18 protein-coding genes are annotated in these 18,775 nt (G+C 42.3%); 10 read left to right on the plus strand and 8 right to left on the minus strand.

What is annotated here, in order from left to right:
* Nucleotides 1-15 precede the first annotated feature (15 nt).
* On the minus strand, nt 16-1,467 hold the full coding sequence (locus tag ACYUCY_RS12295; protein ID WP_460226798.1) for a hypothetical protein: 1,452 nt from the start codon (nt 1,465-1,467) through the stop codon (nt 16-18).
* 237 nt (nt 1,468-1,704) lie between these two features.
* Here ACYUCY_RS12295 and ACYUCY_RS12300 point away from each other — a divergent pair, with 237 nt between their 5' ends.
* Nucleotides 1,705-3,831, plus strand: coding sequence for a TonB-dependent receptor (locus ACYUCY_RS12300; protein WP_460226799.1), 2,127 nt, complete (start codon nt 1,705-1,707; stop codon nt 3,829-3,831).
* 210 nt (nt 3,832-4,041) lie between these two features.
* A complete protein-coding gene (locus tag ACYUCY_RS12305) occupies nt 4,042-4,632 on the plus strand; it encodes a hypothetical protein (RefSeq protein WP_460226800.1) in 591 nt (196 codons plus the stop codon).
* Between the two features lie 126 nt (nt 4,633-4,758).
* On the opposite strand, the gene ppk2 is transcribed toward ACYUCY_RS12305, so the two are convergent.
* The 3 genes from ppk2 to ACYUCY_RS12320 all read right to left on the minus strand — a co-directional run bounded on the left by ppk2 (nt 4,759) and on the right by ACYUCY_RS12320 (nt 8,060).
* The gene (ppk2, locus tag ACYUCY_RS12310; protein ID WP_460226801.1) at nt 4,759-5,532 is read right to left on the minus strand and encodes a polyphosphate kinase 2; all 774 of its coding nucleotides are present in this window, start codon (nt 5,530-5,532) and stop codon (nt 4,759-4,761) included.
* Nucleotides 5,533-5,797: 265 nt separating this feature from the next.
* The gene (locus tag ACYUCY_RS12315) at nt 5,798-7,222 is read right to left on the minus strand and encodes an aminotransferase-like domain-containing protein (protein WP_460226802.1); all 1,425 of its coding nucleotides are present in this window, start codon (nt 7,220-7,222) and stop codon (nt 5,798-5,800) included.
* Between the two features lie 463 nt (nt 7,223-7,685).
* A complete protein-coding gene (locus ACYUCY_RS12320; RefSeq protein WP_460226803.1) occupies nt 7,686-8,060 on the minus strand; it encodes a copper resistance CopC family protein in 375 nt (124 codons plus the stop codon).
* Between the two features lie 466 nt (nt 8,061-8,526).
* Here ACYUCY_RS12320 and ACYUCY_RS12325 point away from each other — a divergent pair, with 466 nt between their 5' ends.
* Entirely contained in the window at nt 8,527-9,330 is an 804-nt protein-coding gene (locus tag ACYUCY_RS12325) for an FkbM family methyltransferase (RefSeq protein ID WP_460226804.1), read from the plus strand.
* Nucleotides 9,331-9,382: 52 nt separating this feature from the next.
* On the opposite strand, the gene ACYUCY_RS12330 is transcribed toward ACYUCY_RS12325, so the two are convergent.
* The 3 genes from ACYUCY_RS12330 to surE all read right to left on the minus strand — a co-directional run bounded on the left by ACYUCY_RS12330 (nt 9,383) and on the right by surE (nt 12,401).
* Nucleotides 9,383-10,516 (minus strand): lipid A deacylase LpxR family protein, encoded by a 1,134-nt coding sequence (locus tag ACYUCY_RS12330; RefSeq protein WP_460226805.1) that lies wholly within the window; start codon nt 10,514-10,516, stop codon nt 9,383-9,385.
* Between the two features lie 104 nt (nt 10,517-10,620).
* A complete protein-coding gene (locus tag ACYUCY_RS12335; RefSeq protein WP_460226806.1) occupies nt 10,621-11,205 on the minus strand; it encodes a TetR/AcrR family transcriptional regulator in 585 nt (194 codons plus the stop codon).
* A 308-nt stretch (nt 11,206-11,513) separates the two neighbouring features.
* The gene (gene surE, locus ACYUCY_RS12340) at nt 11,514-12,401 is read right to left on the minus strand and encodes a 5'/3'-nucleotidase SurE (RefSeq protein WP_460226807.1); all 888 of its coding nucleotides are present in this window, start codon (nt 12,399-12,401) and stop codon (nt 11,514-11,516) included.
* A gap of 264 nt (nt 12,402-12,665) precedes the next feature.
* Here surE and ACYUCY_RS12345 point away from each other — a divergent pair, with 264 nt between their 5' ends.
* The 5 genes from ACYUCY_RS12345 to ilvN all read left to right on the plus strand — a co-directional run bounded on the left by ACYUCY_RS12345 (nt 12,666) and on the right by ilvN (nt 16,737).
* The gene (locus ACYUCY_RS12345; protein ID WP_460226808.1) at nt 12,666-13,352 is read left to right on the plus strand and encodes a DsbA family oxidoreductase; all 687 of its coding nucleotides are present in this window, start codon (nt 12,666-12,668) and stop codon (nt 13,350-13,352) included.
* Between the two features lie 40 nt (nt 13,353-13,392).
* The gene (locus tag ACYUCY_RS12350) at nt 13,393-13,887 is read left to right on the plus strand and encodes an acyl-CoA thioesterase (RefSeq protein ID WP_460226809.1); all 495 of its coding nucleotides are present in this window, start codon (nt 13,393-13,395) and stop codon (nt 13,885-13,887) included.
* A gap of 13 nt (nt 13,888-13,900) precedes the next feature.
* Nucleotides 13,901-14,374: a thioredoxin family protein gene (locus ACYUCY_RS12355; RefSeq protein ID WP_460226810.1), complete on the plus strand. Its 474-nt coding sequence runs from the start codon at nt 13,901-13,903 to the stop codon at nt 14,372-14,374.
* A gap of 348 nt (nt 14,375-14,722) precedes the next feature.
* Nucleotides 14,723-16,432, plus strand: a complete 1,710-nt coding sequence (gene ilvB / locus ACYUCY_RS12360) for a biosynthetic-type acetolactate synthase large subunit (RefSeq protein ID WP_460226811.1) — start codon at nt 14,723-14,725, stop codon at nt 16,430-16,432.
* Complete coding sequence (ilvN, locus tag ACYUCY_RS12365; protein WP_460226812.1) at nt 16,432-16,737, plus strand: acetolactate synthase small subunit; 306 nt, start codon at nt 16,432-16,434, stop codon at nt 16,735-16,737. Before ilvB ends, ilvN begins: the two co-directional genes overlap by 1 nt.
* A 25-nt stretch (nt 16,738-16,762) precedes the next feature.
* Here the strand turns inward: ilvN and ACYUCY_RS12370 are convergent, their stop codons facing one another.
* A complete protein-coding gene (locus tag ACYUCY_RS12370; RefSeq protein WP_460226813.1) occupies nt 16,763-17,059 on the minus strand; it encodes a hypothetical protein in 297 nt (98 codons plus the stop codon).
* Between the two features lie 713 nt (nt 17,060-17,772).
* On the opposite strand from ACYUCY_RS12370, the gene ACYUCY_RS12375 reads away from it, so the two are divergent.
* Complete coding sequence (locus tag ACYUCY_RS12375; protein ID WP_460226814.1) at nt 17,773-18,282, plus strand: hypothetical protein; 510 nt, start codon at nt 17,773-17,775, stop codon at nt 18,280-18,282.
* Nucleotides 18,279-18,689 carry a hypothetical protein gene (locus tag ACYUCY_RS12380; RefSeq protein WP_460226815.1) on the plus strand — a complete coding sequence of 137 codons (411 nt, stop codon included), beginning with the start codon at nt 18,279-18,281 and terminating at the stop codon, nt 18,687-18,689. The genes ACYUCY_RS12375 and ACYUCY_RS12380 overlap by 4 nt, the downstream gene beginning before the upstream one ends.
* Nucleotides 18,690-18,775: the final 86 nt, after the last annotated feature.

Consider the following 18,775-nt stretch of genomic DNA (forward strand, 5'->3'; position numbering starts at 1 on the left):
AGTTTAAATATCTATTTACTTCCAAATCGAATCGCTTTTTAAATAATCGGCATGTTCTAACTGTGCGTTAAAGTTCATTCGGTCTAAACCCTGGACTTTAAATATTGCCTCAAATGCTTTCGATGATTGTTTCTTTGATGTAGAGAGTAGATCGTCAATTTCCTTTAAGTTTGATTCTGACCTTAATGCCTCAGTGATTTGCATTAAACCTGCATCTCGCATCCCCGCTAATACAAAAATTTGTGTATCTTGAGTGGAAGGGAAAGTCGAAAATAAACCGAAGTCTACAAAAGGCTCACCAAAAGAGGGTAGGCCGGCATCACTAGTAAATGTTCTTCCTGTTTTTTCATTGACCAACTGATCGTAATTTTCACCAATACTGAAATCAGAACCTGCAAAAACGATATTTTTTAAGCGGTCAAGGGCACTGATGTAACCGAGATAGACAACGTGATTTTTTTGTAAATCTTGAGTGGAAAGTTCCGACATCATTTTAATGTTTACAGTTTTACCGGTGCTTTGTAATAAGGGCGATATATAATTCAGTGCGAAGGCTGTGCCCTCTGGGAGGTAGGTTAAATTTAAATCGTAATACTGCCAACCTAACTCTGGTTGCTGGGAAAATAGATTTTCCAAGTCTTGCTTCGAATTGATATTAAAATCTCGTACCATTCTGACGACGTTCCCTGCGTCATTTAATTCTCCAAAAATATAGTAATCCCCCGTTACCAATAAAATGGGCGTGTCGTCGTTTAAAATTTGCTGCCATACCGGATGTTGGGCTGCGGAGATGGTATTCGAGGATATAGATTGTTCACTTTTAACAAATAAAAATACCAAGTTAGCAGCTAAAAGTAGGGAAGCCGCAGCGAGCCAGTAGTGGAGTGTTGTTGCCTTCCCTTTTGACTGTGAGTCGTCTGGTGATTTCTTCGTTTGTGTGTTCTTGTCATTTGAGGTGTTTGGGTCGCCGTCATTATCGGGTGATGTTGAGGCATCAATTTGCGCAACGATGATAGTGTATTGGCCTTTTGGAATAATGATTCGGAAGGGAAGAGGTGCTTCAGAAAAATGGCGACTGTGCTTCGCTCGTTTCTTATAAAAGGCATCGAGCTTTTTTCTTAATTGGTGGATATAAACTCTCACCACCGAATCTTTGCCGACATCAAAATCAGTGTCTCTACCTAGTACCTCAATAGCGATTTCAATTTCTTTAGGGGAGGATGAGGAGTTGACACATTTCACCAAATAGCGAAGTAGGGCTGCATAGACTTTAGAGCGACCTAATTCACCACTCTCGATGATCATTTCTGCATGATCACTTAATTCACTGTTGCTTACACTTATTTGCTTAACAAGTTGGGCGTTTTCTTGCGCGCCCGAAGTTGTGGTTTCACCAGAATTAGTTATCGGTATATTTTCGGATGAATTGTTAATCGCCGTCTCCGGCTTGTCGGGGTCTGAACTCATGTTTTAGTCTTTCCTGGCCAATCTCTTTCTACTACAAAATGTGCACTCGTTAATAGTCAATGCTACGACTCTACATTTTCGCGTTAACGTTAACTTTAACGTTAAACAAACAGTTATAAAACAGTCGTTTAGCTGTAATGCTCGCAACTTTACTGAATAATCCAGCGCTTATAAAGCGTAGCGAATTAGAACGCGACACGGTGTGGCTGTCCACCAATATTTAGGAGTTGAAAGCAAGTGAAGTGTGAAGTTAAGAACATGGTTTTATTTCCGAGAGCTGGCCTGCGACCACTTATTGCCGCTGTCGCTTGTTTATCGATGACTGCTGTTGAGGTTTATGCGCAAGAGCAAAATCAGGCGACGGTAGACTCCGACATTGAAGAGATGGAAGTTCGCGGTCGGCGACTCAATCTGGTTGGTGAAGCATCTTCGGCATCTGAAGGTGTGGTTTCGCAAGCGGAAATTGCTATTCGGCCCTTATTGAGAACTGGTGAGGTACTCGAAACGGTTCCGGGAATGGTGGCCACCCAACACAGTGGACCCGGTAAGGCGAACCAATATTTTCTACGCGGCTTTAATCTTGATCACGGCAACGATTTTGCAACCTTGATCGACGCGATGCCCGTCAATATGCGCACCCATGGTCATGGTCAGGGTTACACGGATCTCAACTTCATTATTCCTGAATTAATCGGCGAAATTGTTTATCAAAAAGGTTCTTACTATCCCGGAGTTGGTGATTTTTCGGGAACTGGAACTGCACGAATGGCGGTGACTGATCGACTTGATCAACACACCATAAAAGTAGGTAGTGATTTCGGCGATGAGAACTGGCGACGAGTTTTCGCAAGTGGGCAGCTGGAAACAGGCAACACTAGCGAATTACTGTATGGACTAGAGTACGAGACCACGGATGGTCATTGGGATGATATTAACAGTGCTGTCGAGCGTAAAAATCTTTGGTTAAAGGAGCAGTGGCAATCCGGGAACGATAGCTTCGGTTTAACCTTGATGGCTTATGACAATTCTTGGAATTCGGCGGATCAAATTCCACAGCGCGCAGTTGATCAAGGCATTATTAGTGAATTTGGTTCGATCAATACCACCTCCGGCGGGAATTCAAGTCGCTATAGTTTGTCCGGCAATTGGAATCGTCAGAACGTCAGTAGTGAAATTAATGCGTCAGCTTATATTATTGATTATGAATTAGATTTGTTTGCGGACTTTACTTACTTTACTGACCCCGCTGGGGATCAGCATCATCAAGTCGATGATCGACAAATATATGGATGGGATATTGCTTGGACTCTGATAGACGATTGGGGCGATGTTGAAATGCGTAACACTATTGGTAACCAATTGCGTTATGACAACATTAAAAAAGTTGGGATTTATAAAACCCAAGCTAAGCAACGGCAGGGCGTGTTCCGTATTGATTCAGTGGATGAGTGGAGCATGGGCGTTTATTTGGAAAACGAATTACAGTGGACCGATAAATTTCGTACCGTATTTGGTTTGCGCTATGACTATTTCGATTTCAGCGTTGATCCTATTGAAGCTGAATTTATTCCCTCACTGGCAGTCAATGGCGGCGATGCCAACGATGATATTGTCACTGCATCAGCAAGTTTTATTTACACCATTAACGATGGTATTGAAGCTTATGCCAGTATCGGTGAAGGTTTTCACAGTAACGATGCGAGAGGAACAACCATTCAGCTCGACCCCGTTAGCGGTGATCCATTAGAGAAAGTAGATCCCTTGGTTGATACCTTGGGTTATGAATTTGGTTTGCGCACATTTTTCGGTTCACTTAACGCATCTATTGCTTTATGGGCGTTAGAGATTGATTCGGAATTGGTATTTATTGGAGATACCGGAAGTACAGAAGATACCGGTGTTGGTAGTGAACGGCGCGGTGTGGAATTAACCGCATATTATTACTTGAACAATGTTTGGACTTTTGATTTCGAATACGCTTATTCCGATGCTGCGTTTAATAAATCAATCGACGGCTCCGATGAAATTCCGGGAGCGTTGGAGAATGTTGTAAGTGCCGGTGTTAACGCTAAATTAACTGAAAATTTTTACACTAACTTTCGCTTACGTTATTTCGATGAGTATCCTTTGGATGGTGGACAAACCGCAGATGCCAGCATGATCGCAAACTTACGTTTTTCTTATAATTTCACCGATAATTTGTCCGCGACATTAGATGTATTAAATGTATTCGATTCTGAAGATCGCGATATTCAATATTATTATGAATCCCAATTACCTGGTGAAGCGGCTCCCGTAGAAGATTTTCATTTTCATGTTTTTGAGCCGCGTTCTTATCATGTTAATTTAGAGTATAAATTTTAAATTTTTCATGTGTCACCCTCACTACACTTAGTCGATAAACATTTTACTGTGACACACCCGTACTCCCAAAGAGTGCGGGTTTTTTTTCTTTAGTGGTTTTAGCTTACCGCGATCATGTTTATCGGCTATATGGCTTATTCGTCGCCATTCTGGCTGATTAGTCTATTTCTGACCTTATACTCCAGCCACTTAAAAAAGGAGAACAACACAATGAAGCTTAGAAATTATCTGATTGGCTTGGGTGTCTTACTGTTATCGACGGGTTTACAGGCCGGGGAATGGAAAAATGGAATTATGCTTAGTTATGTCAGTGGCTCTTCTGACGTACTCGACTTATATGAAGACAATTTAATTGCCAACGGATATTACATAGAAGATGAAGTTGAAGGTGTCCCTATTGGTATTGGTTACCGTGGTAAATACCAAGCAGATAGCGGATTTCGAGTTGATATCGGTGTAGGTCCGCTAATGATTTTGTTTGGTGATGTTGACCATACCGAGTTGCCCGTAACAGGAACTGTTGGTTTTGATTTCGCGCCAAACTCTCCGGTAAGCCCGTATATTCGTTTAGGTGCGGCTTACCACATTGTTTCTGGCGACGATGTAGATAAATCAAATGTTGGTGCGTTTGCGGCATTCGGTATTGAGTTTAGTCGTGGCCCCGGCTTTTTTTGGGGCTTGGAAGTAAGTGTTGATGATTCAACAGTAGATTTTGATCGCTATAATTTCGGTTCTTTCACAGTCGATACCGTGGAATTAAATACTTACGACACACAACTCTCGCTTTATTTTATGTTTTAAGTGTTTGGCAATTATCTAAATAACCACTAAAAAAACCGCCACTGACATGGCGGTTTTTTTAGGTTTTGAATTAATTTTCAATCGCCCAGTTCACTTAGTATTAAATGTTTCTTTTTTCCCTGCGTCTTAAAAAGGGGTATCGATATACCTTCTCTCAAGCATCGTTGCTTTGTCATCGTAAGCGTTAGCGTCGTTGCGATTAGGTAATTCTATTTTCGAAAACACTGGCTGTTCGTAAGGAATGCGGCTGAGTATATGGGAAATGCAATTGAGACGAGCTTTATAACGATCATCAGAGGGCACAATGTGCCAAGGACATTCTTCCGTATCAGTTGCCGCTAACATTTTGTCGCGAGCGCGAGAATAATCAAACCAGCGGTGGCGTGCTTCAACATCCATCGGGCTTAGCTTCCATTGCTTGACGGGGTCTTCTATTCTCGATGCAAAACGTTTTTCTTGTTCTTCTTCACTGACTTCCAGCCAATATTTAAAAATGTAGGTGCCGTCTTTAACCCACTCTTTTTCTAGTCTTGGCGTTGTTTCAAGGAATCGATCCGTTTGATCTTGTGTACAAAACCCCATAACCGGTTCGACTCCCGCTCGGTTGTACCAGCTCCTATCAAAAACGACAATTTCACCGCCACTGGGAAAATGCTGGATATAGCGTTGCATATACATTTGAGTTTTTTCGCGATCGCTCGGCGCGGGAAGCGCAACAACGCGAAAGATACGGTGGCTTACGCGCTGAGTGATCGCTTTGATAATGCCGCCTTTGCCCGCCGCATCTCGGCCTTCAAAGACAATGATGATTCTCTTGTCGTGTTTCTTTACCCACTCTTGCAGGGCAACCAAGTCTTCTTGTAGCTTGCGCAGTTTTTTCTCGTAAGTTCGCTTTTTCATTTTGGCTTCAGTGTCCCGAATTAGTCTGTTAATGCTTAAATAAAAAGTCGGACCCAGTATAACCAAGCGAATAAGAAAGTCAGCGGCTTACAAGAAAAAATTCAGGCTTAATTTTAATCTAGGTTGAGGTCTGCCCAGGTTTGTAGATCGCCTTCAATAGTACGAAAAACTACCAAGCCTTGATGGTCTGTGCCGAGTGCTCCCGGCCTCGCGAAGATACCGTAAGTACCGGGGCTGGAAGTTTTTGTTAAATTGCTTGTGATGGTCAGCTAGTCGACGATTCCATTTGTTCGTTGACCAATTGACTCAATGTTATTAAGGCATTTTGCAGTTTTTCGTCAATCGGGAGCGCACAGTTTAAACGAATACAATTTTCATACTTTTTGTTTGCTGAAAATAATGGCCCAGCGCCAATACTTATGTTTTTTTGGATCGCCGCATCGTACAAACGCAACGCCGATACTTGCTTAGGGAGCTCTACCCAAATGACAAATCCACCTTCAGGAAAGTTGATTTTGGTTTCGACAGGAAAATGTGCAGTAATCATCTCAGATACATAGCGAACTTGTTTGATATACCTTGCGCGAACTTGCCGCAAGTGTCGACCATAACCTTGTTTACTCAAATAATGAGTCAATGCTTTTTGTGGAAGTGAAGCTGCGGCTAAGCTATGCATCATCTGGAAATAGATTATTTGATTGTGCATGTGTGGGGCATGTATCCAACCGACACGAAACCCAGGAGAAATAGTTTTTGAAAATGATGAGCAGTAAATTACATTGTCGTCGTCAAAGGATTTTATTGCTTTAGGTCTGCGCTGATTAAAGCCCAGGTCACCATGAATGTCATTTTCAATTAGTGGTACGTTGTGTTGTTTCATTAATTTCGCAAGGGCTTTTTTGCGTGTGTCAGGCATGCAATAACCGAGAGGGTTACTAAAGTTTGGTAGCACGACGCAGGCCTTAACTGGCCATTGTTGTAAGGCTAATTCGAGAGCGCCAAGATTTATACCGAGTTTTTCATTGGTGGGAATCTCGATAACTTGCAGGCCTTTTGACTCTAGAATTTGTAGTAATCCGTGAAAGGTAGGAGATTCGACAGCGACGGTATCACCGGGTTTACAAACGGCGCTTAGTGCAATATTGACTGCGCTTTGACAACCGTTGGTAATGACGATTTCGTCGGCGTGAGTATCGCAACCTGCTTCCAGCATTCTCAAAGCAATTTGTTCGCGCAGAGGCCTGTATCCGGGCGCAAATGAATAGCGGTCACTGTGGTCAGGTTGTTCGCGGCTGATCTTTTTTACCGCTAAATTTACTGCTTTGGAGGGCAAAAACTGAGTGTGAGGAACGGTTGTTCCCAATTGATAAATGTCGCTTGATAGCGAAGTGGTAACCAAATGAATCGCAAGTTCGCGCGATTCAACTGGCATCGGTTTGAGTTTGAAATTTTCTGTGTTGTTGTTTCGAGACGAATTTTTGTCGATGTGTTTTACGTAGTGTCCAGATCGATTAATGACGTCGAGATACTTTTCACGCTCTAGGATATGCAGAGCTTCTTGTATCGTTGAAACGCTGACAGAATAACTATTCGCGAGTTTGCGAACGCCTGGCAGGCGCTCACCATCCTTTAAAATGCCAGAATCAATTTGTTCGCGAATTTTCTTTGCGACCTTTTCGTATTGTTTCATAGTTGTTTGTATCTCGGTCGTCCCTTACAACTAAAGTGACTGATTGTCCATGTGTGAGACTGTTCTCATACCAGTACAGTTGTGCTGATTCAGTACAGTACAGAAGGGTTCAGACGTCAATCTGTACCGGTATCAACGGCTATTTTTTGTATCTGTTCTGGTGTTATGTGAACGATTAAAATGCCACTTAATGGATTGACATGAAATTTCACCAGGATGGTGACAGTGCCAAGGGGGCTAAATATTTAGGGTGCAATGGATGCATGGGGGGCGCCGCAAAGGATGCTTCTCTTTCGTTTATGTCTTGAATTGACCACGGAAATTGAACTCCTCGATTTCCGTGGTCGTTTTTTATCGCTGCAAAATAACACTTCTAGAACAGCCAATTGAAAAAGGCATTGTTCAAAACTCTCTCGTGAATGACCCGATATTAACGTTATGAATCTCTAAGCTTTGATTTAATTTATTTGTTTACTGTAAAGTTAAAAGATTTTGATATCCGATGGCCGTCGCCGCCTAAAATACTCCAATCAACGGTATATACGCCATTCTCAAGCGCTGGTAATTCGTAAGTGAAAATTTCACCAGCTTCAGAACTCGCCTTAAAATTAAAATCAACAGATTTGTTTTGCGAGTTACTTAACTCTAGTTGTAGCAAGCGCACTTTTTTAGCAAATCCCAGTTCTAAATTTTCGGGAGAGGATTTCAACTCACTATTTGCCTTGGGAATAGAATGGTGGAGGTCGGTATGAGCATTAGCCGACAGAGAAAAAAATATTCCAATAAATAAAATTGAGATCGCTCTGAAAACGCGGTAAGTGTGAAAAAGACCGAACATTTGAAGCTCCTATGTTGTTGTGCGCGGCAAACGAGGTGTAAGCGTGTCTGGGTTCGCTTAAAGGGCAAGCGATCAAATAGTGGCGGATATTCTAAATTAAACTAGCAGAGTAGATCTAGATTACTTGCAAAGGTTCCACCGCAAATATCGTGTTGGCCCCCGTTGCCTGCGCCTCAAAACGACCCTTCTCTATGGATGAGCAATATATAGGCATAACGGTGACTTATCTTGTCTTGAATGAAGAGTGTTTTTTAACTTGTTTTGATCAATATCACAGGCTACAGTAAACGCCAATTTTGCTGGCCGCACTCGACGTTTATTTCGACGGAGTGAACTTAGCTTAATTTTGTCCAGATAACAGTGTGTGACGGTTTGTTTGCAACAATAATAATTAGAAAGTTAAAGTAGAAATGGAAGTGGTAGGGAGAACTATCGGTGTCATTTTAACTTTCAGCTGGGGAATCTCATGATTACTAAGCTAAAAAAGAAAATAACAAAAAAGTACTATAAGACCGTTTACAAAAACCGCGTTGTCATCGATGACTATCGCGACCTCCATCTCTTACTCGCACCTGAAAATCATGTCGATCGCCGTCTCAAAGCGAAGCAACCCTATGAAAACGAACAAATTGATTTCGTATTGACGCAAATTAGACTGAAAAGCGTCGATTGGTTTATCGATGTTGGTGCGAATATTGGTTTGTATTCTTTATTGGTTGCTAAAAATTCCCAGCAGATTAAAAAAGTTTTCGCGATCGAGGCGCAAGTTGAAAATTATAATCAGCTCTGTGGAAACATTTTTCTCAATAAATTTGATCGAATAATTCACCCGATTAATATTGGCGCTAGTGATAGAAAAAATAAAACGACTTTTCTTAGGAATATGGGCAACAGTACAGGTACATCGCGAATTCAAGAAACGGCCCCCAGTACAACAAAGTTTCATCGCTTTGAAGAAGATTCTATTGTTGTCGATACATTAGACTCGATAATAAGCAAGCAATATGCTGCCGAACAAGATTTAGGTTCCGATAATTCCCCTAAGGATGTACATAATAAGAATTTATTTTTTAAGATTGATGTTGAAGGCCATGAGTTAAACGTTTTGAAAGGAATGCGCGAATTGCTTTCGAATAATCATTGTATCTTGCAAATTGAAATTCTTTATGAGGTCGAAGAAACATCACAACAAATTTGTGAAAACTTTGGTCTTGAGAAGATTCATCAAATCGGTAGTGATAATTATTTCGAAACTAAAGTCTCCGCCTAAACCTTTTATAGTCGGTTTTTACCGCTTGTTTTGCTTAGGTATCGTCCGTGGCTTAAAGTGATTTTGAAAAAATTAGCCCGCCCCACACTAAATTGCGGTTACCTTTGCCTTTCTTTATTTCCGATGAGTGCCCACGAATATAATAACTAATGCGGTATCCGTGGTTAAAATTCAGGGTATAACCTAGCCAGGCCTCGACTAAATTGTGATTAAGCTTATTGCTCGAAAATTGATGATCGCTGTCCCGAAACTGACCCTGTAAGAAAGCATTGTAGGCCCGGTACTTAAGGGTAAATCCCCCCCAGGCATAATGCTCGCGGACCTTACTATAAAAGGCGCTATTGTTAGAGCGTTCGCCATAACTTGCTAAATCCGGATCGAAACTCCACCAAGCAGAATGGATTTTGCCCAATCGAAAACTCACGCCATAGCTAAACTCGGTGAGGTATCCGATTGCTATTTGTGACGTTGTTTTGATTTCGACATTCGCTGAATGTTGGCCAATTATTTTTTGCCGGGCCAAGGTATATTTCGCTGTTAATTCACCGCCATCCGAAATTTGGTTGCGCCAGCCATTCGCTTTTTTACTGCCCGTGATTTTATGAACGGAGTTCTGAGCTGATCCTGCTAAATTGGTTCCTAATAAACCGATGCTTAAACTGCTGGTCCAGCTTGTGTCTGCGAGGGGATTGATACGCTCTTTACTACTTTCCAAATAAATCAGGCTCGCATAAGGGCGATCGTCATTAATCACTTGGTCGATCTCAATGTCGTCTGGCGTAAAGCTGTAAATGCCAAACTCGAGGCTTAGAATTTCTTCATCAAGAAAGTCATAACCTTGATCCTGTGATTCAGTATCTTGTGGCCAAAAAATATTTTCAAACGCTCTTTGCATGAGGTAGGGGTTAATTAAGAATGACTCCGCCTTATTTCCGCGAAAAGATAGGCTTAAGCCATAGGTGTAATCTTTGTCGCGATTTCCTCCTACTAAAACATCGTTTTCAAATGCGATCGCCCAAGCATTTGTCGGCGTTTTTGGGCTAGAAATAGAAGATTCATGTCCTGCTTCCGCGAAGGTATAAGGATAATGTTCCGGTTGGGTATGCCCAGAATTCGCGAAGCTAAGAATTATTATCACGCTCGCGACGTAGTGGAATGCGGTATTTTTGCTGATTGCTGTGTTCATCTATCTTTAAACCTCATTAAAGTGACCGGTCGACTTATTATTTAGTTGATTTTTGCGTCATCCGGCCAATAAGTGACCGGTCACTTAGTTTTTGTGGAAATTTTTTACTGCTTAAACATTTGTGGAAGCTGCTGAAGGAAAGAATCTAAAGGTTGCCGGCACTTCGATGCCTTCATTCGCATCAAAGCCCCTTCCCAGGCATTGAATAAGAATTCGGCCATGCATTGCGTATCGGCTTCAGCACTCAACTGTCCTTTTGCTTGTGCTTCGTGCAGAACATCGGCGATAAGTTGAGTGTGTTCTCCAAGGACTTGCCTGAGCTTATCGCGAATCAATTCGCTGCTGTCTGCCATCTCTTGGCACATATTCCCAAGGAAACAGCCAATCGTGAAATCTGATTCGCTACAGGTATTGGTCTCGTTGGCAAAGTATTTTTCGAGTCTCAGTAGAGGCGGCGTCTCTTTATTGGCCAATTGTTTTAAGCTGGCCTCCAAGCCTTGATCGGCGGCCTTCGCCAATGCGTCCGCGGCAAATATCTCTTTGCTTTCAAAGTAATTATAAAAAGATCCTTTCGGCACTTTTGCCGCCTCAACGATATCGTTAACGCTGGCGCCGTTATAACCCTTGGCTTTCATTACCTCGATTCCGGCGGACAATATGTGATCTTTTTTGAGGTCTCGTTTGCTCATGGAGCGGAATAATATGACCAGTCGATTTTGTTCGCAAGTGTGAGAGTTAGAGCGTTTTCGAATATTTCTAGATCAGAATATTTTACCGCGTCGGTTCTAGAGTTTTGCATGGCGGCGAAAGGGCGACAGAAGATCAATCTTATGGTTTGACTCATTGGCGTCTCCAGCACGGCGTCGGATGTCGAAGGGAGTTGCTTGTATTAAGCGAATTGGGGAACGCGAATGCACGTCCAGTGAGAGAAACATCCACCAGACTTCTTTCCGCTCCAGACTTCGTTTCTCTAAGGCGAGCTCATATAGCGATGTTTCTAATCCCTGTTTGTTGGGTTTTCCGGTAAGGCGATCTGCCATTCGCGAAGTGATTTTATTTTATCTTCATCAGTCCAGTCGTACTTCAAGGGCGTGATGGTGATAAATCCCTCTTGATAGGCTTGCGTGTCGTTATCATTTGTCTCGGCGGGGGCGATTAATAATCCGGATTGGTAAGTGATGTCGTCACCACCACCTGAAACAATTTCGTAGGGCCGATAACCAAAATATGAGCCACCCATAGTTTTGACCACCACACCCTTTGGTTCGCCGGCAGGGACATTAATCGAAATCACAGTGCCTAACGGAGCACCTTCGGCTAAAAACTTTTTAATAACGTCGAGGGTAACTTGTGCAGTCAGCTGAGTATTGGCTCGGCCGTCTTGTGACGCGGCGATTGACGGGTAACCTAGATGCTGAGCATGCATCGCAGCCCCAACAGTGCCAGACAGGTGAGAAATGTTTCCGACGTTAGAGCCTCGATTTATTCCGGAGACGACTAAATCAAAAGGTTTATCCTTGCCCAGAACCATCAAGCCGAATTGCGCAGCATCTGCAGGTTTACCGTGAACACCATAGCCAAAAAAATCCCCGTCTTGATAAATTTTTTCTACTCTGAGGGGTGAGCGGCTGTTAGTCGCTTGGGAGCTGCCACTTTGGTTTTCACGAGGTGCAGAGATTACCAGATCAAATTCATTCTTCAGCAGTGCCGCTAGTGTCGCGAATTCCTTCGATTCAATACCGTCATCATTTGTTAATAAAATACGCGCTGGATCGGCGAAAGCTACGGTACTAAAGGCGCTGATACAGAAAACGCTAGCAACAGTAATAGCGAAAGCGAAAGACAAAGGTTTAGATGTAACGCCGTCAATTCGAGCAGGGGGCATAGGGTTATTCCGTATTGGCTTGGTTGTTTTTATTAGATGGATTCTATGAAAGCAAAGCAGCGAAAGCCACTGCATTTTATTGATTCCGAGTTATAAACGCTGCGATTAGTGAAACGTAGATCTCGCTGAATGAATTGACGAGCAATAGACCCCGCTTTACTTTGATCATCCCTTAGTTAACGATCATTGATTCGATTTCATAGATATACGATGATGACAGCTTCGAACCCAATTCACGTAAGCAGTAACGAATGAGTGTACTTTATGGTGAGCACTGAAGAGCCAAAATTAAACATTGCACACTTCTCAGATGTTCTTTGTATTTGGGCTTATGTGTCTCAAATCCGAATGCAAGAGTTAGCGACGGAGTTTTCTGATCGAGTACAGATTGATTTTCATTTTTTTCCGGTGTTTGGCGACGTCCCCGGAAAGATAAAAAAACAATGGGAAAGTCGCGGTGGGCTCAGCGCTTACAGCGAACATGTGAAGAGCGTCGCCGCGCAATTTGAACATTTACACCTTCATCCGCAGGTGTGGACTAAAGCACCGCCTAAATCTTCGCTGCCCGCGCATCTTTACTTGTCGGCTATTGCAGAGTTGGAAGAACATGGAAATATCGCATCAGGAAAAACCCAGGAGTTTACCGCATCTTTAAGGCGAGCATTTTTTGTTGATGCCAAGAACGTCAGCGATGAGGCTGAGTTGAAGATCTTGTGTGAAGAATTGTCGTTACCGCTAAAAGACATCCAATCGCTTATCACTGATGCGAGTGCATACGCTCGCCTGTCGCGTGATATGAATCTTGCGAAAGATCTGAATGTGCGAGCAAGCCCCACCATTATTTTTAACGAGGATCGCCAACGGCTTACTGGGAACGTGGGTTATAAAATAATTAAGGCCAATATCAAAGAGCTAATTGATCAGCCCATCGATGCAAGTTCTTGGTGTTAATAAATTCGATTCAATTTAGTTGTTATTACGAGGAAGAGAAGTGCCAGACAGTAAAAAGCTTAATAAAAATGATAGCCATAACACAAATAAAAAGGAGAAGAGCTTTCAGCTTCTACTTCGCGTTCGTTTCGCTGAATGTGATTCACAAAAAATAGTTTTTAATGCGCGTTATGGTGATTATGTTGATGTTGCGGCGACAGAATATTTTCGCGCTCTTTTTGGCGGCTATGAAAAATTGATTGATCAAGGTATTGATTATCAGGTGGTGCGACTAAGCACAGAATGGAAATCGCCGGCTAAGTTTGATGATGTCATTTCAATCACCGTGGAAACCGTAAAAACTGGCAATACTTCTTTCGTGATGCAGTTTGATTTTACTGATCCTGAAACAGGAAGAGAAATTGCCAGTGCCGAACAAATATGTGTCATGGTAACGGCGGGTGATCACCAAAAATTACCGATACCTGACAACATTAGAGCGCTTTTAGAGCGCGGTGCGCCCGGTATCGTCGCGAATTATTCTGGGATAAATTGAGAAGGCAGCATCTATGAGGTTATTAACATTATCTGTATTGCTTTTAACGCTGCTTTTCAGCGTCGTGGGTTGTGGTGTTGCCGAGCTTCCCGCTTACTCAAGTCAATTTGATCCTAAGCGAGATGCCTTTGCGGATCTAAAATCTGCTGTTGGCAAAGCTCAAAAAGAACAGAAACTGATACTCCTAGAGTTTGGCGGAGACTGGTGTCGCTGGTGCCATATCATGGATGCTTTTTTTGTGGATAATCCTCAGATTAAAAAAGACCTACTTAAGGTATTTGTTTTGTTAAAAGTAAATGTCAGTGAAGAAAATGGCAATGAAGCTTTTCTTGAAGATTTTCCAGAAATTCCGGGCTACCCGCATTTTTTAATCCTAGATAATGAGGGGGCGTTAATTGCCGCCCAAGGTACTGCCGAATTAGAACAAGGCGAGTCTTATTCACTACAAGCGTTCCAAGCGTTTATTGATAAGTGGGAGCACTATTAGATAAGGGCGGGGGTTTTAAGCTTGACACCTTAGACGAGCTTAACTATTCTCCTCAGCATTGTTGCAAAAAATACCCATTACTTTTGATTGAGTATGTTTTAAAAATGAAACCTTCTTTGACACAAGTCCTGATTAACTCGCTACACCGCGTCGTTTCTGTCGTGGTGGTCGTGATCGTGGTTAGCGTGGAGCTGTCGCCATAGTGGGTTGATTTTAAAAAGATTTTTTAAAACCCCTTTGGCGAAAGCCAAAGGGGTTTTTTTATGCCCCTTGGTTTTGTTTGAGGTTATCGATCAGTAATTTAATAGTTAATTGAAAGCGAATTAATCACATTGAGACTAGGAAAAAATGAAAATAAGTGGAGCACAAATTGTAATTAAGTTATTAGAGCGGGAGGGGATTACCAAAATTCCCGGTATTCCAGGCGGGGCAATTTTACCGCTCTACGATGCTTTAGTAGATAGCCATATTGAACACGTACTCGCTCGCCATGAACAGGGCGCTGGTTTTATTGCTCAAGGTATAGCGCGAGTTAGTGGCCAAGCTGCGGTGTGCATGGCGAGCTCAGGGCCGGGCGCGACAAATTTAATCACCGCGGTGGCGGATGCAAAAATGGATTCGATTCCTCTTGTGGTTATTACTGCCCAAGTGCCGCAGGAATTAATTGGCACTGACGCATTTCAAGAGGCAGATACTTTTGGTTTGATGCTGCCAATTACTAAACACAACTTTTTAGTTCGTAGTGCCGCTGAATTGCTAGAGGTTATCCCGGAATCCTTTCGTCTCGCTTGTGAAGGCCGACCTGGTCCGGTTTCAATTGATATTCCAAAAGACGTTTTAATGGAGGTAATTGAGATTAAACGATTACCTGAAATAACGCGTAACCAACTATCAAAAATTAAACCACCGCCGCATCAAGTTGAAGCCATTTATTCGATGATAAAAGATTCTAAACAACCGGTGTTGATGATTGGTGGAGGTGTCATTCACGCTTCTTGTAGTCGGCAAATTTTATGTTTTGCAGAAAAGGAAAACATACCGATTGTTGCCTCGTTTATGGGCTTAGGTGTGGTGCCAGATTCTCATCCATTGTTCTTGGGAATGTTGGGAATGCATGCCGCGCCCTATACCAATCTAATTTTGGAAGAATGTGATTTGCTGATCGGTGCGGGAGTTCGTTTTGATGACCGCGCAACGGGAAGAGTCGATGCCTTTTGTCCCAATGCGAAGGTAATTCATATTGATATAGACGAAAGTGAATTGGGAAAAATTAAAAAAGCGAGCCTCGCGATTCGCGCAGATATCGGTGAAACAATTTCCGCCTTGGTGGAGAAATATTCCTCACCAATTGACTGTACTGATTCGAACAAACTAAGGACGCCGTGGTTGGAGCGCGTGAAAACGTTGAAAGAGGATTATCCTTTAGATAAAAAGTCGGATAGCAGCTCCGCTGTTGAAGACTTATTTACGCCTTATGGTTTGCTCGAATTTTTATCTAAGAATATTGATGAAAATGCGACGATTGTTACGGATGTGGGCCAGCATCAAATGTGGACAGCGCAAGTATTCCCTTTTAATCGGCCTCGCCAATGGATTAGCTCAGGGGGCTTGGGAACGATGGGTTTTGGTTTGCCAGCGGCAATTGGTGCAGCGATGGTGCAACCAGAAAGACAAGTCGTTTGTATTACCGGTGACGGCAGCATAATGATGAATATTCAGGAGTTGGATACCGCTGCAGAACATGGACTCAATATAAAAATTATTGTGATGAATAATGAAAATCTCGGTTTGGTTCGACAACAGCAAAATTTATTTTATGGCGGTCGTATAACAGCAACACAAAACCGAAGGCAATTAAACTTTGCCAAACTCGCGGAGGCGATGGGAGTAAAAGGTTTGGATCTTGGAATGAGCCAAGATCCTCAGCGACTGCTTGTAGAAGCGTTACAGCAACCAGGATGCCATTTAATCAACGTGCCCATCGAAGAAGATGTAAAAGTTTTTCCTATGGTGCCACCGGGTGCAGCTAACAAAGATATGATCGGAGTAAGTTCCTAATGAAAAACACAATTGATAAATATATTTCATCCCAAGCTATTTTAGAAATACAAGTCAACAACCATCCCGGTGTTATGTCTCATGTCTGCGGTTTGTTAGCACGCCGAGCTTATAACATGGAGGCCATCGTTTGTTTGCCGATGTCAGATAAACGTTATAGCCGTATTTGGTTGTTACTTAAAGAAGAAAGGCGTTTGGAGCAGGTGATTCAGCAGATGCGTAAACTCTACGATGTTCATCACGTTCATTGTCATGGCGATGAACACAAGATGTTTTCGAGTTTGGAGCAGTTTTCAATCGCTTAAAAAAACCGATCTCTTAGAAAAATTATTAATGTCCTAAAATTTGAATCCAAGCCCGGATGCGCTGGAAATAAACGAAATCCACACCAAGGGAATCAACATGCCGAACATCGCCGTTGCTCGGTTTGTCGTAATCCTCCAAACCTTCCAATGCTAGTGCATTTGCCATGCTTGGTTTTTTGTTTTCGGGAAAGGGCAGATCTTCGAGATGTAAATCTTTCGCGCTCCATATAACGCCGTCACGTTCGATCGGTGAGGCTTTATCGTAATCCGAGGAAACAAAAACCGCCGAAGTGCCTGCCATTTTTTTGAAAAAGAATTCCATGCTCCGACTCGTTAATTTGATTAGAGGAATTGATTGGTGTGATACATAATTTTTTTGAGAATGGTATAGACCTCGAAGACGAAGGGTTTTGTTTTAAATCAATAAGAAGGGTGATTGGATTGGAAATTTTTATAGGTATCGACTGTATAACCCAGGTCTGAGCAGAGGTTTTAAGTTGATATGAAAGGGGCGCTGATTTCGGTGCAGAAAGGCCGATCTTAAATTAACTAAAGCCCATTCAAGCTAAGTTGTTTGTCGAGTTAAAAAAATTAATTTGGCACTTTTGAAGCTTTATCTATTATGAAAGGCTAGTCAGATTGGCATGGATCTATTCTCGAATTAAAAAGGGTTGTTGGGATATCAATTCCTGGTTTAGCTTGGTTGTTAAAGTTGTTAACTAGTTCAGGCCCCTTTATCATTGAAGCGTTATAATTAAAATATTATGCGAGAATCAACAAGGAAGAGATTTATATGCCTATAGCCACGGAAGTGCAATTTCACGACGCAATTCATAAGAACATTGGCTCCCCTTCACTTAATTTGTAACTAGACAGCGCGGACGGCAGAGGACGCGAATTCAGGTTCCCAAGGTCCATGCCTCGGATTGGGCTTCATCGACAATTAATTTATCCCGTAAGTCGATTTCGATCAGTGTTTACTTAGATTTTCAGCAGAATTCATTATCAAACTCAAATTATTCTAAGTTAAAGAGTTTGGCTGTAGCAGGTATTCGCCGTTATTGGAGTCGCGCAGTCAATTTGGATGGCGATGTGTTTACAGCCAGTGTCGCAGCATTTGATCGAAAAACAAATTCAATCGATGTTGACCTCAAAATAGAAGAGGGCGTTGAATATGGGCGATCTCACAATAGTGGGCTTGTAGACGCCACATTTATCTACAATAAAGGAATGTACGGAGGAATGAACAGCGATGCTGATAAGGATTTTATGTTAGTTTCAGCCCATGAGTTTGGGCATTCGGTACTTGAATATTTTGGTGGTGCTGATCTGTCTTGGTCGCACAAGGGCTCTACACATAAAATTTTTCAATCGGTTAAACCCACAACGCTCGGGTATCCATCATCAGGGGAGATTGATTTGATGAAATACTACGATGCAAGTAAAAATGCTGCTTCCTATCCTGAAATTTACCGACGAACAATAGCGGATGAAGTTGATGTTAAGCGTCTCATCTGGATGAGTGCAACGAGTGTTACTGTATGAAGATCTTAAGTTTTCACTATAAATATTTACTTCTTATTGTTGTTGGTGGTGTTTTTATAACAGCATGCCTTCCCTTTAATCCATACGAAAGAGCGGCGGTAGTAATATCCAATGAAACTAATGTTGAGTTGAATTACCAATTGTTCCTCTCTGGAAAATGGACCGCTGTTGAGAAGATAGCCGCTGGAGACTCTAGTCATGTGTTTCAATATGACACTGACAAAGGAGTTTTTAAATTTTCCTCTCAGTTAACTGGAATTCGTCTTCAGCTAGCAAAGTGCGAAGTGACAATTCGAGCTGGAGAGCTGGAAGACTTCCTTATCAGGGATCAAGAAGGCCGTTACGTTTGGGGGTTGAATGTGGCGCAAGATAATCTAGAAAAATTGGGCTGTATTTTAGAAATTTGAAATTGTCGTAATTGTTCATCGACGCTCGAAACCGTTCCTGCAGATTTGTCGCCGGCCTCTGGTACCAAAACGAAAAAAGCCCGCTA

The sequence above is a fragment of the Aurantivibrio infirmus genome (assembly GCF_054767315.1).